The organism is Enterococcus sp. DIV1094 (assembly GCF_017316305.2).
Taxonomy (GTDB): domain Bacteria; phylum Bacillota; class Bacilli; order Lactobacillales; family Enterococcaceae; genus Enterococcus_B; species Enterococcus_B mangumiae.
Genome location: NZ_CP147250.1, coordinates 2,373,889 through 2,399,312, shown reverse-complemented (window position 1 = coordinate 2,399,312; position 25,424 = coordinate 2,373,889). Strand labels below are relative to the sequence as shown.

The following is a 25,424-nucleotide window of genomic DNA, read 5'->3' as shown; positions in this document are numbered from 1 at the left end:
GGATTCTACGGCCTATTTTTAATGTTGTAACAGAAGCATTCATGCGTTTTGGAGGCTATCAGACCACTGATCTAATTACTCCCGTTGCCGCCAAACCAGCCAGTTTTACAATTTATCGTAACGATATAAAATGGTAACGCACTCTCGCCGATGCCATTCATCAAGGATGATTTAGTAGAAGTCGCATAAAGGTTATAGTAGCCTTCGCCGTTTTCGATGCGAGCTTTCTCTAATCTATAGCCACCTTCAACGATATATCCTCGGGCAATGCTAGTTGCGATCACTTGTTCTTTGACTCCAGGCGCCCAATTCCAAGCCGGATTTGAAGCATCTGCCACGTCACTAGCCCTTGTTTCCATGATTGGTCGGTTTGCTGCGTTTGTCGCTGGAGTCGTTTGTGTTGACTCCGTTTGCTGTTGGGCAGCTGCGTCGGCTTGTTCTTGTGCTTCAGCTTGTGCTTGCGCTTGTTTTGCTTCTTCTGCTTTTCTGGCTTCTTCTGCTTTCTTCGCTTCTTCAGCCTTTTTCGCTTCTTCTTTTTTCGTTAATGTTTCATTGACTTTATCTAGTTGAGTCACAAGTTCTTTGACTAACTCTGCATTTTTCACTTTCGCAACTTCGGCTTTTGCAGAATCGTACTGCTCTTTCGTCGCTGAATCTTTGACTTTTCCATCTGCATAAACAACCGCAGTCTTTTCTTTAGCTGTTTGTAGTTGTTGGTATTGGTCTGTTGCTTCAGCGACTGCTTTGTCGATCAATTGTCCAAAAGCTGTATCTTCTGTATCGATTGTTTGGACTGCTTGATCAGCTTTTAGTTTTGGTTCTGCAATCAATTGGTCATCTTCGATCACAGGTGTCGTAAACCATTCGTTGACAGTTTGGATCTGTTTGATCTTTGATTGGATGTCTTCAAAGTTATTTTCCAGCTCTTCATAGCCTTTTTCGTCTTTGACTTCATTCAATGAAGCTCTTAATTTTGACAAGTCTTGATTGATCATACTTGTACGAATAAACTGTTCATCATCATCTAGATAAAAGGCAGATAAGTCTGATTGTAAATCAGCTATTTTATCTTGTTTTCGTTGTGTTTCTGCCGCGATTTCTGCTTGGACTTTTTGCTGATGATCATAATAGAACCAACCACCTGCACCAAGCAAAAGTACTGCCGCACTTGTCAGATATAGACCTTTTTTAGATTTCTTTGGTCCTCGATCATTTGGTGATTCTTCGTTTTTGATCGATGCACTACTTGCTTCTTGTTTCTCCACTATTGGCTGTTCAGCGGGTGTTTCCACCGCCTCAGTTGTTTCAGGAGATTCTATCGTTTGCGGCGCATCGGTTAACTCAGCTTCTGTACTTTCAACCTTAGAAATTTCCTCTTCTGTCGGTTCTTCCGTAGAAACTGGATCATTTTCTTCTATGTTTGTCGTTACGTCTACTTTTTCTACTGTACTTGTTGAAGAATCTTCGACCGCTTTATCTTCAATGATTGTTTCTTCTTCAGTTGTTTCTTCTACTGGTAACTCTTTTGTTGCATCCGCTTGAGATTTTTCAGGAACAACTTGGTCGCTTGTGTCTTCCGACAAACGAATATCGACTGAATCCTCACCCGTTGCCGCCGCTGTTTCGATCATTCGAAGCAGCTCTTTGGCATGTTCTTCTGTTGTATCTTCTCGGTGTGCTTTGATATAAGCAGCTAAAATGGAATTTTCTTCTTCACTATTCACTGCCTCTTTTAGTTCAGCCACCCGTTTTTTCTGTTGGGCTTTTTCGATTTGCTCAGATGTAGCAACGCTGTCTGCATCCGCCTTTTTTTCGTCAAGATGGGTGGTTTCTTTTTTATCTGTTGGTTCATCCTTAGATTCATTGCTCGTGTCAGTTGAGTCAAATAATTCCATGACAGACTCCAATGGCAGATCTTTTAGTTCTGACCATTCGATTGGATCATTTACGATACTGTCTGGATAAACTTCCTCAGATGTTTCATCTGACGATTGATTATCATCTGATTCAGGTAATTGTGTCAGTTCATCTTGTTGTGGTTCAAAGTCACATTTTGGACATTTCGTTTGATCTTTGATTTCTTCTGATCCACATTTTGGACATTTCTTAATCACTTAGCGATCGGCTCCTTTACTAGGTTTTCGCTACCATTAAATCTACCATAATCTTACCCACACGCCAATAGGATATCATGAGGATTTTATAAAAAAACAAATAAGTTATTCAACGAAAAATAAATAACCGATGTAATAAACTAACCTGTTTAAACGAACGTTTGTTGAAAGTCATTTGAATCGTTCGATAAAAAACAAACCCTCAACAGCCGGAGAGATCTCCTACTTTGAGGGTTTACGATCATTCAAGCAAAATAGTTTGCCTTTTTGCTAAAAAATCATTTCTTGCTTATTCCAAGAAATCTTTTAATTGTTTTGAACGAGATGGATGGCGAAGTTTTCTCAACGCTTTTGCTTCGATTTGTCGGATACGTTCACGAGTTACCCCAAAGACTTTACCCACTTCTTCCAAGGTACGTGTACGGCCGTCATCTAAGCCAAAACGCAAACGTAAGACATTCTCTTCACGGTCAGTCAAAGTATCTAAAACATCTTCTAATTGCTCTTTTAACAATTCATATGCCGCATGTTCCGCAGGACTAGTTGCTTCTTGGTCCTCGATAAAATCGCCTAAGTGTGAGTCGTCCTCTTCACCGATCGGCGTTTCTAATGAAACAGGCTCTTGAGCGATTTTTAAGATCTCGCGTACTTTTTCTGTAGGAAGGTCCATTTCAGCACCGATCTCTTCTGGCGTTGGTTCTCTTCCTAAGTCTTGTAGTAACTGACGTTGGATACGAATCAATTTATTGATTGTTTCGACCATATGCACCGGGATACGGATCGTACGAGCTTGGTCAGCGATCGCACGTGTGATGGCTTGACGGATCCACCAAGTAGCGTAAGTTGAAAATTTGAATCCTTTACGATAGTCAAATTTCTCAACAGCTTTCATCAATCCCATGTTACCTTCTTGGATCAGATCTAAGAACTGCATACCACGACCAACATATCTTTTGGCAATACTTACGACTAAACGAAGGTTAGCTTCAGCCAAGCGTTGTTTTGCTTCTTGGTCACCTTCTTCGATCTTCAATGCTAATGCTACTTCTTCTTCTGCAGTTAAAAGGGAGACGCGGCCAATTTCTTTGAGGTACATCCGAACAGGATCATTGATTTTTACGCCTGTCGGTGCAGAAAGGTCTTCTGTTTTTGCTTGTTCTGCTTTTTTCTCTGCACTTTTCAGACTATGGATCGATGGTTCACCATTTTCGTCAACGACGCTGATACCTGCGTCCTCCACTTTTTGGATCAACTTATCCATTTCATCTGCATTTAAAGTGAATGGTGTCGCAAGTTTATTTGATAAATCATCATAAATCACTTGCCCTTTTGGTTTATTTTCTTTAATGAATGCTGCCACTGCTGCTTCATATTTTTTAACATCTGTTCCATTTGCCATAAAAGAAGGCCCCCTTTAAGTAGCTATTCGGCTTGTTTTAACTGTTTCGTTAAATTAATGATCTCAATCGTCAATTCCAATTCTAACTGCTTGTTCCCTGTTCGTCGTGCTTCTTGCTGCATCTGTTTTTTCGTTATGATTTCTTCAGCTAAGCCCGATTTACTGATCACTCTCAGCAAGTCTTGGATCTCACGTGGCGTACTTTCTTCAGCCATTCGCATATATTCGATCTCGACCACTATCCGCCTTAAATTTTCATCTTGCAAAAAGTCTAAAAACTCCGCAAGTTTGAATTCTCCATTTTGAGATACGTACGCATCAAATAAAAAATAAATCTCTGCGTAAGTATCATGAATAAATTGAACGCCTTGTTCCTTGAGTAGATTACGCACAGCAAGTTCTTTGAACGCTCGATACAACAGCATCTGTTCTGCCTTTTCAACCTGCGATAATGGTCGTTTTTGTCTGACTGTACCAGATTTTACGACCGGCGCTTCTGCTGCTGGTTGCGATGGCTCTTGCTTACTTGGCTGATTCTTTCGTCGCAGATCCCGTATTTGTTTTTGCATCGTTTCACGACTCAGCTGAAATTCTGCTGATAACTGCGTCAAATACATGTCTTGCTCAATCGGCGAAACAACCTTACTCAACTCACTTAATACTGCTTCAAGATATTCGATTTTGTCTTTTTCATTTTCTAGGTTTTTTTCATGCTTCAAATAACGTGATTTAAAAGCAAAAATGGTTTCTCGTCCATGTAAAACCAATTCTTGAAAAGCCTCTTCCCCGTACTTTCTCAAATATTCATCCGGATCGAGCTTTTCTGGGATCGCCACAACGGACAGTTGCATTCGGCTATTTTGACGCAGCAATTCGATTCCTCGATTGGTTGCTTCGACGCCGGCACGGTCACCATCATAACAAAACACTAATTCTTTTGTTAATTTTTCCATCTGTTGGATCTGTTGCGTTGTTAAACTTGTTCCCATGGAGGCCAAACCAGTCTTCACACCCGCTTGCCAAGCAGCGATAACATCCATGAAGCCTTCGAATAAGATGATCTCACCCGACTTGCGGATCTCACTACGGGCTTTGTCTAAGTTGAACAATACTTGCCTTTTGTTGAACAGTTCCGTTTCAGGGCTGTTCAAATATTTGGGTTGATCTTTCGTATCATGTTCACCAGGCAAATAACGACCAGAAAAACCGATCGTACGACCTTGTCCATTACGAAGCGGAAACATGATCCGCTGATAAAAACGATCCGACATCCGACCATCATCATGCGTAACAAACAAACCGGATTGTTTGAGCACTTCCTCAGAGTACGCTTCATTTTGGAATACTTGCTGTAAAAATGAGCGTTCATTTGGTGAAAAACCGATGTTGAATTCTTCGATCAATTCGATCGTCAAGCCACGTTCGAGTAAGTAGTTTAAGGCTGGCTCACCTACTTTAGTGTGTAACAGCATGTGATGATACACTTCAACCGCTTTTTCATGGGCCGCAATCAGTTTGCCGGTTGCTGTATCTGTTGGAGTAGTCAGCGTTTGTTGACGCCATTGATCTTCGAGCTGGATCTGTTCTAGATCCGCTACCTTGATCACTGCTTCAGGAAACGACAAACCTTCCAATTCTTGAAGAAACGTAAAGACATTACCACCTTTTCCACAGCCAAAGCAATGAAAAATCTGCTTATCTTCTGCAACCGAAAACGACGGTGTGCGTTCTTCGTGAAAAGGACAGAGACCTAAATAATTTTTCCCAGATTTTTTTAACTGGACGTATTGCCCAATCACCTCAACGATATTCGTTTGATTACGAATCGTTTCAATGGTCTCTTGAGGAATCCTTTGAGCCATCTTCTCACCCCCTGCATTAGTTGATATCTCATACTCATTGACAAGACATTTCAGGAGAATAACCGGTAAAAAATCGCACTAACGAAAATCAGTGCGATTTTAAAGGACACAATTATACATGTTTCATTGTACCATAATCCTATACTTTTTCAAGTGATAGATACCGGATTAAATGACATTTTCTTTTACTTTGATTTGAGGTGCTTTATTCGCATTTACTTTATTCAATAATCTGTTTTGAATGCCTAATTTCCAGTAGCCCAAACGTAACGCGACATTTAAAATCATGAAGCCAATAAAGTAAGGCCAAGTGCTTCCTAGTCCAAGGTTGACTTCTAATAGATGATGGAAAAGTAGTGCCGCCACATAGATACCGACCACTGTTGTCACTGCCAAAAAGATCCGTAATGGATTGAATGGCAAGCAGGCCTTGATAACTGCTAGACAGCTGATTCCAATCAACAAATAATACATCAGTGTGGTCGTTTCTCCAGACGTCCATCCTTGACTATGTCCAATCAAGTAGATTGCCACAGTATTGAAAGCGACAAGCAACGCATTCGGTAAAGCATTGACCAACGCAGTAGGCAGATAACGATAATCGACTTTTCGTTTGTCATTTTCAAACGATAAGAAGAAAGATGGATATCCTTCAATCGCAAGATCGATCAACGTGATCTGGATCGGGATAAACGGAAATCCGATCGCTGTTACTGCACATAAAATCGATAAGATAAATGAATAGATCGTCTTGATAAAGAAGATCCCCGAAACTTTCGTCACATTATTCACGACACGACGTCCTTCAAATAACACTTCAGGTAATGTCGTGAAATCTGAATCAAGCAAGACAAGATTGGCGATTTGACGGGTCGCTCCGTCTCCTTCTGCCATGGCAATGCTACAGTCAGCTTCACGTAAAGCTAATACGTCATTTACACCATCACCTGTCATTGCAACGGTTCGTCCACTTGCTTTCAGCTCGTTGACCAACAATTTCTTCTGTTGCGGACTTACTCGTCCGAAGACGGTGTATTGGTGCGCTGCTTTTCTTACTTCTGCTTCTTCTGTCAAATCAGACAGATCGACATAAGATTGATAATTCGGCAAACCAGCACGGCGAGCAATATTAGACACTGTAAAAGGATTGTCTCCAGAAATTACTTTCAGGTCTACTCCTTCTTCGTGCAAGTATGCTAACGTTTCTTGTGCGTTCTTACGGATTGGGTCATCGATTTCAAATAATGCAATTGGTTCGACTCCTTGAGGTTCAGCTGACGACAACGTTTGATTCGGCGCCAGTCCTAACATCAAGACACGAAATCCATTTGCTTGTGCTTCAACTAAACTTTCTGGCAATTGATCTTCTGCTACCAATCGTTCAGGGGCACCGACATAGATGACACCTAGTTCAGGAAATTCCATCGCTCCCCATTTGCGGTCCGATGAAAAAGCTAATTTTTCGCCGACATCGTAGCGATTAGAAATCTCGAAGTACTCTCTTAACGCACGCATCGTTACGTTGTTATCGCTACTTTCAGCAAGATACGTACCCATGATCGTAGGGATCATCTTTTCATAAGCTTCATTTAATGGTTCTACTCGTTGGATGCTCATTTTCCCTTCAGTGATCGTCCCTGTTTTATCAAGACATAATGTATCTACGTGTGCCAAGGTTTCGATCGAGTACATATCTTGTACTAAGATCCGCTTCTTCGCTAGTTTAGTGACACCAGTCGTCAAAGCAATACTGATCAATAAGACTAATCCTTTTGGCAACATTCCCAGTAAGGCTGCCGCAGAGGCCACAACTGACAATTGGATCGACGCATTGCGGATGAACAAAGCTTCCAAGAATAAGATGATCCCTAAAGGAATGATCACAAAACTTGTAAATTTCGATACTTTTCTGATTGATTCCACAAGTTCTGAACGAATCTCTTTGTGGGTTTTTGCTTCATTAGTCAATCGGACAGCATAATTATCTGCCCCGACACGAATCACGGTCGCAAAAACAGACCCGCTGGTAAGGAAACTACCTGAAAGCAATTCCGCCCCTGTCTCTTTGACGATCAGATCAGATTCACCAGTCAATAAGGCTTCATTCGCTTCTGCTCGTCCACTAACTACTTGTAGATCTGACGGGATTTGTTCTCCCGCACCGATTTTTACAAGATCGCCTAAGACCAGTTCTTTTGTTGCGATCTTCTGCTCTTTTCCATCACGTATTACGGTTACTTCAGCTTGAGAAACAATCGATAAACGACGGACAAGATTTCTCGCATGGATCTCCTGATAGATCCCCATGGTGATATTTACAAAAATGATTGCTAAGTAAGCCATATTTGAATAAGCGCCAACTAATAACAAGCAGAGCCCTATTCCTAAGTTCAAAAAATTGAATAACGTTAAAATATTATCGCTGAAAATCTGTTTCGTACTTTTCGTTGCATCCTCTTGGTAATCATTTTGCTGACCAGAGGCACGTCTTTGACTCACTTCATTTTCTGTAAGTCCCTTTAATTCTTTCATATCCATATCACGCCAACTTTCAAAAATAATCACTCCAATTAGTCTAGCTGTTTCTACGATTAAAAACAACTTGTTTTTTTTACTTTTAAAAAAAGATAGAAAAATCAAAAACAGTATGTCTGTTTCCTATCTTTCTATCTAATATGATGTATGACTTAAAATTAACCATAGCATACGTGGATCTTACAGCTGATTGATCGTCTATCTGAAAAGCGACGAAATACACGACTTTTTCCGCTCATATGATTTTACTTGTACTGCTCTTCTAAACGGCTCATCCACCAACCTAACGCAGCACCAGCAACGAATAGTACAGGACAAGCTAAGATACCTAAAATCCCAAGTCCACTGTAATTTGTTGGGATGATCATGATCGTTGATGCAAAAACAATGCCTAGAATAAAATGGAATAACTTGCTGTAAGCTTTCGAGAAAATAAAGTCCATCACTTTAGATAAACCTAAGACACACACGATCCCACCGATCGCAATAGGAATGATGACTTCTAGACGCACTTCCTTAAATCCATCCGCCATGGCTTTGTACAGCCCCATATAGACTAAAAAATTCGATGGGCTTAACCCAGGAACGATCATTCCTAGACCAATCAAACCGCCTGCCATCAACCAAGTATAGACATTTTGTTCTACTTGACCATCGAAAAGGCGTGCGCCATATAATAAGAAAAGATAGCCTAAAATAAATGTCACGACCATGATGAGTAAATCTGTTTTATTTCGTCCTTTTTTACCTGATTCTTTCCACAATGCTGGTACCGTTCCGGCGATACAACCGACAAAAAACCACAATATCGTTGTCTCATAGGCACCTAGTAAAAAACTAACTAAAAAAGACAATAAGAATACACCAGTGACACCGCCTAAACCAACTGGTAAAAAGAACAAGAAATTTTCTTTAAAGTTTCTCGTGATGTGCGCCAAGAAAGAAATCAACCGTTCGTACATCCCGAATACTGCTGCTAAAGCACCGCCACTGACTCCTGGCAGGATAAACCCTGAACCGATAAACATCCCTTTGAAGAATCTTAATCCCCAATCTTTCGATGTATTCTCTCTTTTCTCTATTATTTTCTGATTTTCTTCCACTCGTCCAAGCACTCCTTCTTTCTATTCATTGTATTTCACTTTTTGTCATACTTTCATTTGCAGTCCGTTCGATCAAAGAGCCTAAAAGATTTTTTCGTACCATTCAAGCAACTCTTGATTCATCTTGACTACATCTGCATAAAACATATTACCACCATTATGGTATAAATATCCGCCATTATAAAGTAATGACTGGATTCGCCAATAGCGATAGGTTTTTTTATCATGATTTCCTAAAAGCGGACTCAGCACATCTCTTGAATACTCTTCAGCTAGACTGACTGTATTCTTTCCGCCTCTTTCTTTGACATAAGCAATATAATCTTTGCCAAAATTGTACGCTTGGATCGCTGTCGGAAGGTCGCAACCTAATGCTTCTGCCTCAGCTATCATCTCTGAGAGGTACTTCACCCCTTGGTCAATACTTCCCGCTTGTGTCGTGATCGCACCCATTTGGCCATAGGCACTCTCTGAACTTTGCATCAAATCGATGCCCTTTCCTCTTGATTCAGTCAGTATGATTGCCTTCACTAGATTCTCGTGCTCTTGCATTTGATACTTTTCTAGCGCTGTCGAAATTTCTGTCTGATAGTTTTCGACACGCTTGATCGATTGATACGTTCTACCTAACAGAAAAAGAATCGTTGCCAAAATCGTGAAGACAAATAGACCTACGATCATGCGGAAGATTGATTTTCTTTTTTTCTTCATCCAAACCCACCTAGCTATTTGACATCTTTTTTTATCTTACTATTTCTTTTCATTCTTGGCTATTTTTTATCTGTTTTTTCTTATTTAATTTAATAAAAAATGAATGTTTTATTTCCACTCTCATCTTACGAAAATGATCGTTCGTTTTATAGTGTTTCGATTTCTAAAATTAGATAAAGAGCGTTATAATCCAAAATAGTAGGTGATAAATGTGAAAAGAGAAAAGAAATTTGCAAAAATGCCAGATGGAACTGACATCTATTATGAGAAAAGTGGAAATGGCTTTCCCCTGTTTCTACTTCATGGAAATGACGGAAGTGGTGATTTTTTTTCAAAGCAAGTCCCTGTTCTAGAACAATATTTTACGATCTATCTCATAGATAGTCGTGGCCATGGACATTCAACTAATCAAGCGGGAACGTTGAATTTTCGTTTGATGGCAGATGATCTATTGACAGTGATGCTAGTAGAACAGATTGCCCAAGCAAATATTTTAGGATTTAGCGATGGCGCCAATCTTGCCTTAGTTTTTTCAAGTAATTATCCCGATAGAGTCCACCGCTTGATTTTGAATTCCGGGAATACACTGTTGAATGGGGTCCTTTGGTCTTCTCGACTACTCAGTGCTTTTCACTACTTCTTTGTGTGGCTGCGCTCGTTGTTCCAGCCTAAATTGCGTCAGCATTTATTAGTCATTGATTTATTACTTCATGATATTGGGCTCACAACACAGGATTTAGAAAATATCGCTTGCCCCGCACTGATCATTGTCGGAAAAAAAGATGTGATCAAACTGAAACACTCGCTTTATCTAGCGAAAACGATGCCTAACGCTTCATTTGTCCTCGTTTCAGGACAAGGACACCAATTGGCACGTCAAGATCCAGAACGCTTCAATCAGGAAGTTTTAGACTTCTTGACAAAATAAATTTGAAAAACAGTAGGTGATTTTTTGTTCAAGCAAATCATCGAGTGGTTCAAAAGCCACTTGAGACTTATCAAAACGATTTTTTTGATTTCCGTATTAGTTATTATTATTCGCGAATTGATGACGATCAGCACATTGTTATCTGCTGACCAGTTAGCTCAAACTTTTTCTACGATCCCTCTTTGGAAAATCGGCGTGATGTTTTTGATTGGGTTGATTTCGATACTTCCCATGATTGGTTATGATTTGATTTTCAACAAGTTACTCGATCAAAAGCAAAAGCCATTATACTTATTTGAAACAAGCTGGATGATCAACACGATCAATAACATTGCGGGATTTGGCGGCTTCGTCAGCATCGGGTTACGTTCCGAATTATATGGTCAAAGAAAAGACAGTAAAAAAGTCATGCAAGCTTTATCTAAAGTATTTTTGTTTTTGATGGCTGGTTTATCCCTTTATAGTTTAGTTTCTTTTTTCATGGTCTTTTTCACACCTGTCGCGCCATTTCTAAAACAATATTGGATCTGGTTGATTGCCGGCGGATTGTACTTCCCAGTCGTGTTTCTTTTTACGACGCTCAAAAAAGAAGGCTACGTTGGCGGCCTTTCATTCAAAATCCAAAATCAATTGTTACTTGTGTCCTTACTTGAATGGACGGGTGTCTTAGGGTCATTTCTTGCCGTTGGTTATTTGATGGAGATCCCCATCGATTTATGGCAGACGATTCCTTTATTCATCGCCGCTTCCGTTATTGGGATCATCTCTATGATCCCAGGAGAAATCGGTAGTTTCGATGTAATGATGATCTTTGGTTTATCGGCTTTAGGCATTCCAAAAGAAACCGTCGTGATCTGGATCTTGCTTTACCGGATCTTCTACTACTTTATTCCATTTTTCATTGGATTGATTTTCTTCTTCAAAAATGTCGGTGTTTCGATCGATCAACGTTACTCTGGTATTCCAAAACAATTGGCGACACAGATTGCTCGAAAGATCCTTGTCGTCTTGATGTACTTTTCTGGCATCATGTTGGTTCTTTCGGCAACGATCCCGCAAGCATTTGCTGAGTTTCGTTGGTTGCATCATCTCAATCCAATAAAGTTGCATTTTATCGTACAGTTCCCAAGCATTTTGCTAGGTTTCTTGTTTGTCATCATGGGACGAGGGATCGCTGCCAGAGTCAAACGGGTGTATTGGCCAACCATTTTGCTGATCCTTATTTCATTGGTCTATGTTGGATTGAATGATCTAAGCACGACTGGGATCATATTCCTACTGTTGCTGTTAGGGATCGTGATTGCTTCACGCAATGAATTATTTAGAGATCAATTCATCTACTCATGGGAATGGCTGACGATCGATGGATTGATCGTCGGTGCCTTGACCGTTTTATATATCGTGATCGGTGTGTATAATATGCCGACTTTCCCTCATCGCAATCATCGATTTATTTCATTTTTTCTGTTCCCATCAGAAAAAATCTGGTTGTCAGGTTTCCTAGCAATCTTAGCAGTTACCTTTATCCTGATTTTGTTCGTCCACTATCTCCAAGGGAAAAAAGCGCAGGTCGGACAGGAATTAGATGAAGAGGTTGCACGAACTATTTTAGAAACTTACGGCGGTAATTCGGATAGTCAATTGATTTTCTTAAAAGATAAACGAATGTTTACTTATGAAAAAAATGGCGAAGCCACAGTTTTATTGCAATTTGCTAGTTATAACAATAAATGCGTAGTGATGGGCGACCCTTCAGGTAAAAAAGAAGATTTCCCTGAAGCAATTGAAGCGTTTATTGCAGAAACAGATCGCTTATGTTATTTACCAGTCTTTTATGAAACGAGTCAAGAACTAGTCATGATCCTCCATGAATTTGGCTATGACTTTATCAAAATGGGCGAAGAAGGACATGTATCGTTAGCGGACTTTACGACTTCTGGGAAAAAAATGAAAGGAACTCGCGCGATCCTAAATCGTATCGAACGAGAAGGCTTTACGTTTGAAGTATTACAACCCCCATTTTCTTCCCAACAAATGGCTGAGCTAAAAAGAATCTCCGACCGTTGGTTAGGTAGTCGTAAAGAAAAAGGCTTTTCACTAGGATTCTTTTCAGAAGACTATCTACAACGCGCACCGATTGCGGTCGTTAAAAACGAACAAGATGAACTAGTCGCTTTTGCTTCGATCATGCCGACTTATACGAATGATAAAGTAGGAACCATTGATTTGATGCGCTACGATCCAGATACTGCCCCTTCTGGCAGCATGGACTATTTGTTCATCCATCTCTTTGAATATATGAAAGAAGAAAATATCCAATGGTTCAATTTAGGGATGGCACCTCTTTCTAATGTTGGAACTTCAAGAAAAAGTTTCATCCAAGAACGAATCGCTTATTTGGTTTATGAATTTGGTTCTCACTTTTATTCATTCCAAGGATTGAGAGAATATAAAGACAAGTATGCGACCAACTGGAAATCTCGCTATACACTTTATTCAAGAGATAGCTGGATCGCTTATGTGATGATCACCTTATTGATCATTGATAATGCACCTGTTGATCAAAAATCAAAGCCATTGAATGGCGTAAAAAAATGGTTTCGTAAATAAAAAAGGATGTCTGATTTTGTCGTTTTAAAGCAAAATCAGGCATCTTTTTATTCATAAAAATTATTTTGTTTCATCTTCAATCAAAGCTCATCAATGGTATATTCAGAATAACCTTCATAAAAATAACTCACATCGATGCCTTTCATATAAAGTTCACGATCGGAAATTTTATCCGTCAACGCGTTAGAGATCAAATAGCTGATTTCTAAGTCATTGATCGGACTACGTTCCATTGCAGATAAATAATCAGACTTATCAATCAAATTCCAGTCAACCACTTTCTGTATCTCAGATTTCAAAATGATAGCTAACCAAATTCTCGTACTTCTACCGTTCCCTTCACGAAAAGGATGAGCAATGTTCATCTCTACATATTTTTTGATGATTTCTTCAAAAAGTAGATTGGGGCATTTCATCGATATGTCTTAAAGCATGTTCCAAATACATAACCGGCGCAAATCGAAAATTTCCCTTGGCAATATTTACTGAGCGAATTTCCCCAGCAAAATCATAGATTTCAGAAAATAAATAGTCATGGATTTCGCATAGCCCTTTGAATGTTCCAATCGCTACTTCATCTATTCTTCCAGAATCATATAATTTTTTTGCTTACTGATTTTTTCTTCAGCTTTTGCTAACTCAACTTGACTGGTCAAGCCTAATTTATTTTCTAAAATCATTGAATTCCCCCTCACTTTTTGTCATATTTTTTAGAAACACAGATAAATCTATTATAACAAATTTATAGACATCGTAAAAACAAGAAAAATCGATGGAAAGCAACAGCTCTGATACGAGTCGTTTTGTGCTTTTAAAAAAATAAAGCGGGAAACCCCAAAAATCCGAAAATTTTAGAGGTCTCTCGCTTATTGATTGGAGCTGAACACTTCTGTTACAACCCCCGGACATACTATTCGAGCAAATACTATGTCCAAGTTTTTTAATTGTTGCTTTTATGAAAACGACTTACGCTTCGATTTCTGTTACCATTCCTGAACCGACCGTACGTCCACCTTCACGAATGGAGAAAGTGGTTCCTTGTTCAATTGCCACAGGATGGATCAACTCAACATCGATCGTCACATTGTCTCCAGGCATAACCATTTCTGTTCCTTCTGGTAACAAAATAGTACCTGTTACGTCTGTTGTACGGAAATAAAATTGTGGACGGTAGTTATTGAAGAACGGTGTATGACGTCCGCCTTCTTCTTTCGTCAATACATATACTTCCGCTTTGAATTTTGTATGTGGTGTGATTGAACCTGGTTTTGCGATAACTTGTCCACGTTCAATATCTTCTCTTTGGATACCACGTAATAAGATTCCTACGTTGTCTCCTGCTTCACCGTAATCCAATGTTTTACGGAACATTTCTACTCCTGTCACCACCGCTTTTTGTGTTTCAGGTTTGATTCCGATGATTTCAACTTCATCCCCCACACGAACAGCTCCACGGTCGATTCGACCAGATGCGACGGTGCCTCGGCCAGTGATTGAAAAGACATCTTCCACTGGTAAAAGCAATGGTTTATCTGTATCACGTTCTGGCGTTGGGATATATTCATCGACTGTATCCATCAACTCATTGATTGCTGCTTCTGCGTCTGGATCACCTTGCAATGCTTTCAATGCAGAGCCTTTGATAACAGGTGTATCATCACCAGGGAAACCATATTCACTCAATAGTTCACGGACTTCCATTTCTACAAGATCGATCAATTCTTCATCATCGACCAAATCAACTTTATTTAAGAAAACAATCAAATATTTCACACCGACTTGACGAGACAAAAGGATATGCTCACGTGTTTGTGGCATTGGTCCGTCTGTCGCAGAAACGACTAAGATCGCACCGTCCATTTGAGCGGCACCTGTGATCATGTTCTTCACATAATCCGCATGTCCTGGTGCATCGATATGCGCATAGTGACGTTTATCCGTTTCATATTCAACGTGTGCCGTATTGATCGTGATCCCACGTTCACGTTCTTCCGGAGCTGCATCAATGCTTGCATAATCTTGAGGATTTGCTAAGCCTTTTTTCCCTAATACTGTCGTGATTGCAGCAGTTAATGTGGTTTTCCCATGGTCGACGTGGCCAATGGTCCCGATGTTTACATGTGCTTTACTTCTATCAAAATGTTCTTTTGCCATAATTAACAAACCTCCTAAATAGTCTTATGCACTGAATGATTTCAGCTCATCGTCCATCACAACCTTTTTCCGATCGAACTCGAAAGCCAGTCGAGCTTACTTTTTGTAAGTTATGAACAAAAACTATTATACGTCAAACTTGGTCAAAGTCAACCAAGTTGTCTCGAGCAATCAAAGACCTGAAAACACTAAAGTGATCCAAGGATTCAGACCCCAAAAATAAGTGTTAAAAAAGCAAACAATGCTTATTGTCCTTTTCTTTTATTCTGTGTTATCATTCGTCTATAAAAGCCGTTACTTTTCACAAAACACGACTCTAAAGAGATTGAACATCAATTAGCTAGCTGGTTGCTAACTTGTCACCTATTCTTCCAGTACAGGAAGAAGAAGCCAAGAAACACTTAAAAATTCATGATTTGACTTGACCCATTTGTCAGATGCTTCATAATTAAGAGAGCAACCAAGTAAACTGATAACTAGTATCTGAGGTGGAAAAAATGATGAAAAAACTAATCGGGGTATTCGTTGTACTAGGAATTTTCTTAGGAGGAAGCTTTATCGCCTATGATTATTTTTATGGGTGGCGAAACCTATTATACAAAAATCACAACAAACGGAGAAAAAGAAGTCGATTCAGCGGATGATGGCATGGACATATCAGTATATGTCTATGATCAAAATGCATATAACGCACAAGGGGAAGAAAAAGCAATCACTTTACGAGAAGCACGAGAACGACCTTTGAAGATGGATGCCTATTTAAAACTACTCGTCAATCCACGTAAAGGCGTGATCAGTTGGGAAGAAGTAAAAGCGCCTGACGTCCCTGAGAAAGCCTTAGATCAATTAGATCAATGATCGACAACTCTCCATTAAAACAAAAAATGATGATCTAGCAATCGCTCACTTACAAAAAAGCCACCACCCACAAAATTCTGAAGATTTCGTGGGTGGTGGCTTTTTCTTGCATCTAGACACTTTGTTCTGGACTGCTAGCTAGCTTTATAAACGATTCAGTACTTCATCAACGTTTTTGATCATCACTGAGATCGTGCCGTCAGGATTATTGACAAATTCAATCAGATCCGGATTACGATAAACATCGACTGGCACGATCAATTCAATGCCGTTAGATAAACGGAATTTTTGTTTACCAAATTTTTTCTCTGAAATTTCTTGCACTTCTCTGACTGGTGGTGCTTCTGGGATAAATCCTTGCTCTTGGACTTCTTCTTGGAATGCCAACTTAGCGGTGATATTTTCTTTGAAGACTTTTTCTGCAATCAGTTCATGATCCAGTCGCCCTTTTTCTTCGATCGTATCATACACCGCCTCTTTTAAGTCAGCCATGATATCGAACTCTTCCGCTTCAAATTTTTTGCCAAGTTGCTTTGCGACTTTTTTGATCACTTTGACATTATCTTCTAAAGAAGGCGCTGGCACGCTCTCGATCACTTTACCAGAGAAGTACCATTCTTTTTTACCAGAAAATTCATAGCGCTTTTCAATCAATTCATAAGTCAAATCGGATAAATTGACTGCCAATGCTTCGTCTGCTTTCTGCGATTTCGACCCAAGAATCGCTCGATTCAAAATCAAACGATTGTCTATGCCTGCTTCATCTGCTTCTACAAAATGAGTATACGCATCCCGATAATTGACTTTCAATAAAGCTAAATACATCACTGTATCCACTTCATACAAAACAACGAAGACATCCGCACTAGGGGCTTCTTCACTTTCCGCATAAATGTCAAACCACCGCTGCACCAAGCGTTCGCTTTCTTCAATAAAATTTTCTTGGCACTGTTTCAAGTTTTGTGAAAAAGGACTTTCTTCCGTTAGTTGCCCTGTTTTCGTTTGTGCAGAAGAGATTTTTTGGATTTTCTTTTGTAGGAAATCACGGACAAACTCTTTCGTAAGATCCAATTCTTGTTGTGAAAATACAGGGGAACCTGTTTCTCGATCAATAATATGCAAAATTGCTTTTTTTAAATAGATATCCATCGTTTCATTCCTTTCTGCTCTAGTTTACGGAAATTCAACCAAAAATGCCAGAGACAAAATAGCTCGAGCAAAAAAAAATTATATAACAAACAAAATACATTTCTTTTTTTTGAAAATAAGCTACACTTAAAGTGTACTAAAATCAAAGGAGCTGAAAGTATGAATTCATTAACATCTACTTATCGTTTATCAAACGGCTATGAAATCCCTGTTGTCGGTTTCGGTACTTGGCAAACCCCTGATGGAGACGTTGCTGTTTCCTCAGTAAAAGAAGCTTTAGCTGCGGGTTATCGTCACATTGATACCGCTCAAGGTTACAAAAATGAAGAAAGTGTTGGACAAGCTATCAAAGAAAGTGGCATTCCCCGCGAAGAGATTTTCTTGACAACTAAGCTTTGGAATTCAAACCACAGCTATGATTTAGTGATGTCCTCATTTGAAGACTCTTTAACAAAATTACAAACAGACTACGTGGATCTATTCTTGATCCATTGGCCTAATCCAGTCTCATTCCGTGAGAATTGGCAAGAAGCTAATGCCGAAACATGGCGTGCGTTTGAGGAATTATATGAAGCCGGTAAAATCAAAGCAATCGGTGTCAGCAACTTCTTACCTCATCACATGGATGAATTAGCTAAAACAGCAAAAATCATGCCGATGGTCAATCAAGTCTTTCTTGCACCTGGTGAATTACAACCACCTGTTGTTGAGTATGCGCAAAAACATGACATCGTTCTTGAAGCTTACAGCCCTCTTGGAACGGGTAAAATCTTCGATGTTCCAGAAATGAAAGAAATCGCTGAAACTCACAACAAGAGCATTGCCCAAGTAGCACTGCGTTGGTCATTACAACATGGCTTCTTGCCATTACCTAAATCTGTTACACCAAGCAGAATCAAAGAAAATACTGAATTATTTGATTTTGAACTGACAGAAGAAGAAATGAAAACGATCGACCAATTAGATGGCGTCGTTGGTAAAGCAAAAGATCCAGATACTGCACAATTCTAAAGATAAAGGATAGTGATATTTTATGAACCCCGTGGACCGCTTAAATCGTTTACCAAAAACTGTGACCCAAACATTTGATCCAGATTTTATCTTTTTGATCCGACCAGAAAAAATCCAGCATTTTCCAGCTAGAAACTGGTCAAGAGATGAAAAACTTGCGGAAATAAAAAAGCGCTTGGATCATTCATTGATGACGATGCAATGGCAAGGACACGAGGTCATCTATTCACCTGAATTAGTCACCTTTGTCTTACTGCCCAAAAAATAACTCTATTAGCGGGCTGTCAAATCAGTCAACATGCTTTTTACAGCTCCGTTTGGAACTGGGATTTTTCATTAAATCCCGGTTCTTTTTTCTTTTCTATAGGAGGAATAAAAGTTTTTTCTTGATAAACCTTTTCATTTGCTCATTTTTTTCTTATAATCGAAAGGGTATGAATGAAGGAGAGTATTTATGAAGAAAAAACAAAAACAGAAATTATTAAAACAATTCCGTCCTTCTTTAGATGGAATTCGCACACAATTATTCCGCTCATTGGAAGAAGAAAGTTTACGTCGTTATGGGTTACCATTGCAAGTTATGCTTGATCCCAAAAACCGTCATGTCCTAACAATTGGCTTAGCTGGACAAGCAAATGAAGACACACGTATCAATGTCCCGATCGACGATAATTTTACAGCTGTCTTGAAACGTATTCGTTCAGGTGAATCAACGATTTTTGAACGTTTCCGTGATAACTTGTTGATTGAGATCGTTTCTTACTGGAATGATCAACGGATGAAAAAAGATCAACCAACTGCTCAACCCGTAGCAACACCAGTTACTAACGAAGCGCCAGTAAAAGAAGCACCATCAAAAGAAGTCGATAAAGTAGAGACAGCTTCTCAACCAGTCAGTGAAGAAGTAAAAACGGATGGACAAGCAAGTGACGAAAACGCTTCGACAGATGCGTTGACTTTTGATGACTTTGCCAAACAAGTAGCAGAATATCCAAAATTCTCTGCTGAAAAAACAGCAGATGCTGTCGTGATCAACGAAACAGTCAAAGATGACACACGTAAACTAGCGGAGATCTCTATGTCCGCAGTCAATGAGTTTACGATCGAAAAAGCGTTGGAACGCAAATACAAAGTGAAATTGACACTCGTTCCACTGATCGAACAATTTGCTGCTACACCGATCAACGAAAGATAAACGTGAACAAATAGATTTCTAATTAAAAAGCAACGGAAATGACAAAAATCGGTCATTTCCGTTGCTTTTTTTCTTTCACAGGTTTGATCAAGAGTTACTCTTGATAAGAGAGGCTCTGGCCATTTATTTCTAATTGTTCATGAAGCAGTTGCATCACTCTCATCCGTTCCTCTTCTGGAATCTTTTCATAGTAGATCCCTGCTTCTCCTAAGATTCCATCGCCAATATACTGCTCCCCTTGTAACTGATGATTGGTGATATTTGATAACGCGGTATGATAGTCATTCATCATTTCGATCATTTGATCTAAGGACATATCTGTCGTACCATTTTCACCTACTACTTCTAACAGTTGACGATAGTTGAACAGACTTTTAACGGATAGAAACTCATTGACGAGAATATTGACCACTTCTCTTTGCCTTTTTTGTCGACCGTAGTCCGACTCTGGATCTTCTGCCCGCATTCTCGCATATTGCAAGCCTTCCCAACCATTTAATTCCAACTCACCTTCCGGATAATGGATATCTTCTGCTGTAAATTCAAACGCATTATTGACAGTGATTCCTCCCACAGCATCGATCAAGGCTTCTAATCCATCCATATTCAAGGACACATAGTGATGGATCGGTACTTCGAGGTAACGTTCAACGGTATCCACCATCTTATCGATCCCGCCATATGAATGGGCGTGATTGATTTTGTCGATCTTCCCGTCCATATCTGCAAGCTCAACAAACGAGTCTCTAGGAATACTCGTGATCGTTGTTGTTTTCTTTTGATTATTCAAAGTGACTAACATGATCGTATTCGCCCGATAATCCGTTTTTCGGATGGAATTATTGGCGATACCTAAAACTAAAATACTAACTGGCGTATCTTTTTCACGTTGGACGGTTTCTCTTTTCAATGGCTGTTGCATCGAGGTCACCGTCTGTTTTGCATCATAATAAAAGCGAACACCATAGGCGACGCCAGAGGCTACCAAGAAAAAAAGAACCAACATGAAGGCTAACAACCCTTTTTGCTTTCTACTGAACACTCGTTTTTGCTGATGTTTTTTTCTGACCGTTTTTTTAGTGATAAAAGAGAAAAATAAACTATAGCATAAGAAAACGACTAAAAAACTGAGCAGGAAACCTGCGAAGATATCACTTGGATAATGTACGCGCAAATAGATCCTAGAACAAGCGATCAATACTGGATAAAGAGCAGCTACCCAAACGAATTTACTTACCTTTTGTTCTCGATAAATAATGTACATCGTGATCAAAAAAACTAAGAATAATGTCATCGACAAAATCGAATGACCACTTGGAAAGGAGTAAGACGATCTAGAAACCAATTGTTCCACATCCGGTCGCGTCCGATGAATCGCTTGTTTCAGAACATAACCGACAAAACTCAATGTTAAAACCATAGAAACTGACCAAACCGCCAGTTTATGGTACTGCTTCCTCCAACTAACTATCGCAAGCAAGCCAGTGAAAAATAAAGTAGGTAAAATCGTTGCAAGCTTTGCAAAATTGCTGAAAAAAGTGGTTAATCCAGGGATTTCTATTAAATGATCTCGCTGATAAATCGCTAAATCGAGTTGGTTGAATGCTGTATTTTCTGTGATAACTAGTGTGGATAAAGTCGCCAATAAGACGAATGATACAAGTGCTACCACCAATGTTCCTTTTGGTATCTGTTTCATAATAACTTCCCTTCTACTTCTCAATCATACTTTTTAAACCCTAAAATAATACCCAGTCCACAACCAATGACCAAAAGGGAAGTTCCTCCCTGACTTAAAAATGGTAAAGGAATCCCTGTTAGTGGAAGTAAACCAATCGCCGCTCCTATGTTTTCAAACACTTGGAATAGCAACCCGAAAACAAAGACGACTGCGAGATATACGTTTCCTTTATTGTTTGTTTCGATTGCGCTATAAATGATTTGATAAAAAAGATAAAAATATAAAAAGAGTACTGAAACACTTCCTAAAAAACCAAATGACTCAGCAACTACCGTAAAGATCATATCTGATTCACGAACCGGTACGTATACTGGATTGATCGATGAAGCTCGTCCACTAAATCCGCCTGCCCCAATCGAAAGCAAACTTTGTGATTGCTGATAGCCAATTGATTGACTATATGCAAATGGATCGACCCATGCCCGTACCCGATCTAACTGATAAGTCTTAAAATTCAGACGATATAAAATCTGGTTGCCGTATTCAGTAAATACTAATGCAATCAAAATGGCCCCGAGAATCACTAGAACAGCAGTCATTGTCGTCATGATCTTCCAATGGACCCCAGCGATCATGAATAATGCCCCCAAGCAAATGACAAAGACTAAACTTGTTCCAAAATCTTTTTGCATGTACATCAATAAGAAGGTCGGCACACTAACGAGTAAAATCTTGCCGACATAAAACAGATCTGTTTTGACAGTCCGGTGCTTGACATTTTGTTCATAGATCAACGTCACATAAACCACGACTAGAATAAACGTCAACTTTACTAGCTCGGAAGGCTGAAAGGAGAAACCACCGATTCTTAGCCAACGTTTTGTTCCTGTGATTTGAAACATCACCGGGTCATAAAAGCGATGCAAAAGTGCCATCACTACTAGAGAAAAAGCATAAAAATACGGAGAATATTTTAAAAAAACAACTGTTTTCACGCGCTGCATGATCAATAACAACGCTAAGGACATCAGACAAAAGACAATTTGTTTGAACACAACACTTCTGACTGGAACTTGATCATATACTGCTGCACCATATTGTACGGCAACACTCAATAGATAAAAAAGAAAAATCGGTAAAAATAGTGCGTAGTTGAATTCATTGAATTTAAATTTCATTTCTGGCACCTCGTGAAGACAGTTTCAGGCACACTCCTAATAGCAGTGATAAAATCAAATAACTTGATCCCCCATAACTGATAAAAGGTAATGGGATACCGGTCATTGGGATCATGCCACTGATACTCGCAATATTGATGCTCGTCTGTAACAATAGCAGCATTCCTGTTCCCAAATAGATCAAGCCGATTTGTTGGTTTGGCTCGTTGGCGCTTAAAACAAATAAGCGCAAGATGATTGAAAATAGCAATGCCAAAATCAGTAGGCCAACAATCAGCCCTAACTCTTCCAAAATAATCGAAAAAATAAAATCCGTTTCCGCTACTGGTAAATATCCTTTTTTGGTAATACTATTCCCTAGCCCTAACCCAAAAAGTCCACCGTTATACATGGCATAATAAGATTGGCTCATCTGGAATCCTTTGCCATATGGATCTAAAAAGGGATTAAATGCAATCGTCAAACGATCATATGTGTGTGCAAAAAGGCTTGGTAATAAATCATTGCTTCCTAGCAAGTAGATGATTCCTCCGAGAACCAAAAAAAGACTGAGTAATCCTGCAAAAAACACTAAGATATAACGAACTGGTAATTGCACCGTGGTGATCATGATTGCTGCTAATAAAATCAATAAAATTGCACCAGTTACCTTTGGTTGGAATAAAATCAGCAGAGTACATAAAGAGATGATCAAAAATGGTTTTTTCAGTTCATTCAATGATTGCTTCGATGTTCTAAAATAATGAGCTAAATAAAAGATCATACCGACATTCACGATTTCTGCGGGTTGGAATTGAAAGCCAGCAATGGAGATCCACCGTTGCGCCCCACTGATATTGACACCGATTCCTGGTACTTTCGTCAACATCAATCCGACGATACCGATCCCCATCATTATTTTTACGATTCGATGATCGAGTATGAATGCAGGTCTGATTCGATAAATGAAAAAAATCATTCCCCAACTCAGTCCTACGAATACCAATTGTCGAACTAAAAGCTGTTTCGTACTTTGATCGAATGACATCAGACGAAACGTACTCGCACTATAGATCATCAGCAGACCGATCACACTGATCAGCAGATATGGTACGAGTAAATATAAGTCTAATTTTTTAATATCTTTTACACCCATCCTATATTTCTCCTTTGTGTTACAGCGGAGATACGTCACTTACCCATCTTGAATAAAAAAAGCCAAACGAAAAATACGATTGGCTTTTCAGTCTCATCGTGTGAGTTTTGACACTAAACAACGTAAAGATTTCTCTTAGCTATCTTATGAAGAGCCTTAATCCGACAATTCCTGTTTTACACATTGGCGTCTTTCGACGTTTCTGCGCAATAGCCTATGTTTGTTTAGGAGTCTCGCCTAACAAGTTATTCTATTTGAAAAAAAGTATACCTGTTTGATTATTCATTCACAAGAAAAGCTCGAATAACCATATGAAACTTTAGCTTTTTTTAATTAAATATAAATTATTTTTAAAATTTAATAATAACTGTTCTATAATTTCTGGTTGAAATATACAAAAAAACGGCTCTTTGTCAATAAGGACTGATGAGTGCAATCAAGTGAAATCCGGAAGAAGAAGTGAACACTTCTTCTCCGGATTTTCTTCGTTATTTGACGTGAATGACTTGATTCGTCAAAAAGATTCGGATGCGCATGTTCTCAAATGATTTAAAGCCATAAGACACTCGTTTGAGTGTTTTGATGTGGGTGTTTTTTGCTTCAATTTTCCCATTAGAGTAAGGATAAATCAAAGAATGACGAATCCCTTCTTCATAGCTCAGAAGATTTTGTAGTTTTAGCCGAAATTCTTTATCTAATGTTTCTGGTAACTGATGCAAGAGAGTGAAAAATGACTCGTGGTCTTTGTCACGAAAGGCATCCGCTAGTTCATGGAACGCTTGATAGGCGACTTTCAAGGCAGTTGAAGCACTTAATAAACGGTCAAGCACCATGGCTTCTGTCAGGTAAGGATACTTTGGGGCACGAAAGCTACGCCAAGTTTTATATTCTGTGTGGTTGATATTCTTCCGATTTTTGGTGAGTAAGCGCCAATGGCTTTTTAATTTCCTTGGCATTGTCCGATTGCCCGAAGCAATCAGGCGTTTCATTTCACGGACACGAAAATCTTGGAACGCTTGATTCATGTGTTTGACCACATGAAAACGATCAATGACCAGTTTGGCATGAGGAAATACTTTTTTTGTTAGTTGAAAATACGCCGCATTCATATCAGTAACTAAATAGTCGACGTCAGATGGATTCACACATGTCTGGAAATAAGTGGTCAACCGAGACAATTTTCGAGTGGGTAAGATATCAACTAATTGCCCGGTTTCCCCATCGGCACAAATAAAACTCATCTTATCTTCTGAGGATACATGGGAACGAAATTCATCGACCATCAATACTTTGGGCAGGTGGCGCTTGGCTTGTTTTGGTAAATAGGTTTTTAACGACTTCAAAATACGCGTCACCGTTGGAATAGACACCTGGCAATGCTTTGCGATAAAAGATAAGGAGACCTTTTCGGTGAGTAAAGCAATGATTTTCATTTTTACATGCTCGGCAATCGAATGATTTGGCCGAACAAAATAGCTTTGGGCTGTCCAATGGGTATGGCAGTTTCTACAGTGATAACGTTGTTTCTTCAGCCGCATGATTAGCGGTAAATGGTTGAATTGATCGAAACGAATGCAGGTCATTTTCTTGCCATTTTTGACAATGACCGTTTTCCCCTTCGAATCTCTCACGGCAGAGCCACAAGTCAAACAAGCAGAAGTAGGAGGAGCTAACACTGCGTCAATAACTAAAGTATTGGTTTGATGGAACGTTTCGTAAGAAACATCTTGGATGGTTAAATATTTATCTGTTAATCGGAGCATTTTTTTGATAGAATTTTCCATAGAGCATATCGTCCTCT

The 25,424-nt window shown here is 39.3% G+C and carries 16 protein-coding genes, 4 pseudogenes and 1 riboswitch; of the genes and pseudogenes, 7 read left to right on the top strand and 13 right to left on the bottom strand.

Translation table 11 applies throughout. The annotated features are described in order from the left end of the window. Positions 1-71: 71 nt before the first annotated feature. From DOK79_RS11435 to DOK79_RS11410, 6 genes are all read right to left on the bottom strand, one after another. On the bottom strand, positions 72-2,114 hold the full coding sequence (locus DOK79_RS11435; RefSeq protein ID WP_206858837.1) for a cell division site-positioning protein MapZ family protein: 2,043 nt from the start codon (positions 2,112-2,114) through the stop codon (positions 72-74). A 289-nt stretch (positions 2,115-2,403) separates the two neighbouring features. Further along, positions 2,404-3,513, bottom strand: a complete 1,110-nt coding sequence (gene rpoD, locus DOK79_RS11430) for an RNA polymerase sigma factor RpoD (protein ID WP_010735787.1) — start codon at positions 3,511-3,513, stop codon at positions 2,404-2,406. A 23-nt stretch (positions 3,514-3,536) separates the two neighbouring features. Then, positions 3,537-5,375 carry a DNA primase gene (gene dnaG / locus DOK79_RS11425; RefSeq protein ID WP_206858836.1) on the bottom strand — a complete coding sequence of 613 codons (1,839 nt, stop codon included), beginning with the start codon at positions 5,373-5,375 and terminating at the stop codon, positions 3,537-3,539. 168 nt (positions 5,376-5,543) lie between these two features. After that, positions 5,544-7,913, bottom strand: coding sequence for a cation-translocating P-type ATPase (locus tag DOK79_RS11420; protein ID WP_206858835.1), 2,370 nt, complete (start codon positions 7,911-7,913; stop codon positions 5,544-5,546). Between the two features lie 242 nt (positions 7,914-8,155). Continuing rightward, positions 8,156-8,938, bottom strand: coding sequence for a DUF368 domain-containing protein (locus DOK79_RS11415; protein ID WP_242543335.1), 783 nt, complete (start codon positions 8,936-8,938; stop codon positions 8,156-8,158). 156 nt (positions 8,939-9,094) lie between these two features. Beyond that, positions 9,095-9,724: a lysozyme family protein gene (locus DOK79_RS11410; RefSeq protein WP_206858832.1), complete on the bottom strand. Its 630-nt coding sequence runs from the start codon at positions 9,722-9,724 to the stop codon at positions 9,095-9,097. Positions 9,725-9,935: 211 nt separating this feature from the next. On the opposite strand from DOK79_RS11410, the gene DOK79_RS11405 reads away from it, so the two are divergent. Together DOK79_RS11405 and mprF are read left to right on the top strand one after the other, a co-directional pair. Continuing rightward, positions 9,936-10,652 carry an alpha/beta fold hydrolase gene (locus DOK79_RS11405; RefSeq protein ID WP_206858830.1) on the top strand — a complete coding sequence of 239 codons (717 nt, stop codon included), beginning with the start codon at positions 9,936-9,938 and terminating at the stop codon, positions 10,650-10,652. Positions 10,653-10,676: 24 nt separating this feature from the next. Continuing rightward, a complete protein-coding gene (gene mprF / locus DOK79_RS11400; RefSeq protein ID WP_206858828.1) occupies positions 10,677-13,262 on the top strand; it encodes a bifunctional lysylphosphatidylglycerol flippase/synthetase MprF in 2,586 nt (861 codons plus the stop codon). An 80-nt stretch (positions 13,263-13,342) separates the two neighbouring features. On the opposite strand, the pseudogene fic reads toward mprF, so the two are convergent. Next, positions 13,343-13,942: pseudogene (fic, locus tag DOK79_RS11395) on the bottom strand (protein adenylyltransferase Fic). A 286-nt stretch (positions 13,943-14,228) separates the two neighbouring features. Further along, positions 14,229-15,416: an elongation factor Tu gene (gene tuf, locus DOK79_RS11390; protein WP_206858827.1), complete on the bottom strand. Its 1,188-nt coding sequence runs from the start codon at positions 15,414-15,416 to the stop codon at positions 14,229-14,231. Positions 15,417-15,916: 500 nt separating this feature from the next. Here tuf and DOK79_RS11385 point away from each other — a divergent pair. Continuing rightward, positions 15,917-16,274 (top strand): annotated as a pseudogene (locus DOK79_RS11385) (YxeA family protein). Between the two features lie 144 nt (positions 16,275-16,418). Here DOK79_RS11385 and DOK79_RS11380 read toward each other — a convergent pair. Beyond that, entirely contained in the window at positions 16,419-17,423 is a 1,005-nt protein-coding gene (locus tag DOK79_RS11380) for a nucleoid-associated protein (RefSeq protein ID WP_206858826.1), read from the bottom strand. Between the two features lie 159 nt (positions 17,424-17,582). Here DOK79_RS11380 and DOK79_RS11375 point away from each other — a divergent pair, with 159 nt between their 5' ends. The 4 genes and pseudogenes from DOK79_RS11375 to DOK79_RS15525 form a co-directional block, all read left to right on the top strand. Further along, positions 17,583-18,434, top strand: a complete 852-nt coding sequence (locus DOK79_RS11375) for an aldo/keto reductase (RefSeq protein WP_206858825.1) — start codon at positions 17,583-17,585, stop codon at positions 18,432-18,434. Positions 18,435-18,456: 22 nt separating this feature from the next. Beyond that, positions 18,457-18,702: a hypothetical protein gene (locus tag DOK79_RS11370; protein WP_206858824.1), complete on the top strand. Its 246-nt coding sequence runs from the start codon at positions 18,457-18,459 to the stop codon at positions 18,700-18,702. A gap of 186 nt (positions 18,703-18,888) precedes the next feature. Continuing rightward, positions 18,889-19,263: pseudogene (locus DOK79_RS15530) on the top strand (hypothetical protein); the annotation flags it as partial. A gap of 108 nt (positions 19,264-19,371) precedes the next feature. Further along, positions 19,372-19,629: pseudogene (locus tag DOK79_RS15525) on the top strand (hypothetical protein); the annotation flags it as partial. Between the two features lie 94 nt (positions 19,630-19,723). Here the strand turns inward: DOK79_RS15525 and DOK79_RS11360 are convergent. The 4 genes from DOK79_RS11360 to DOK79_RS11345 all read right to left on the bottom strand — a co-directional run bounded on the left by DOK79_RS11360 (position 19,724) and on the right by DOK79_RS11345 (position 25,407). Then, complete coding sequence (locus tag DOK79_RS11360; protein ID WP_206858822.1) at positions 19,724-21,328, bottom strand: phosphatase PAP2/LCP family protein; 1,605 nt, start codon at positions 21,326-21,328, stop codon at positions 19,724-19,726. A 20-nt stretch (positions 21,329-21,348) separates the two neighbouring features. Beyond that, positions 21,349-22,488: an FtsW/RodA/SpoVE family cell cycle protein gene (locus tag DOK79_RS11355; protein ID WP_206858821.1), complete on the bottom strand. Its 1,140-nt coding sequence runs from the start codon at positions 22,486-22,488 to the stop codon at positions 21,349-21,351. Next, positions 22,478-23,623, bottom strand: coding sequence for an FtsW/RodA/SpoVE family cell cycle protein (locus tag DOK79_RS11350; RefSeq protein WP_206858819.1), 1,146 nt, complete (start codon positions 23,621-23,623; stop codon positions 22,478-22,480). Before DOK79_RS11350 ends, DOK79_RS11355 begins: the two co-directional genes overlap by 11 nt. A gap of 84 nt (positions 23,624-23,707) precedes the next feature. Further along, positions 23,708-23,875: riboswitch (M-box (ykoK) riboswitch) on the bottom strand. 236 nt (positions 23,876-24,111) lie between these two features. Continuing rightward, on the bottom strand, positions 24,112-25,407 hold the full coding sequence (locus DOK79_RS11345; protein WP_207115953.1) for an ISL3 family transposase: 1,296 nt from the start codon (positions 25,405-25,407) through the stop codon (positions 24,112-24,114). Positions 25,408-25,424 lie beyond the last annotated feature (17 nt).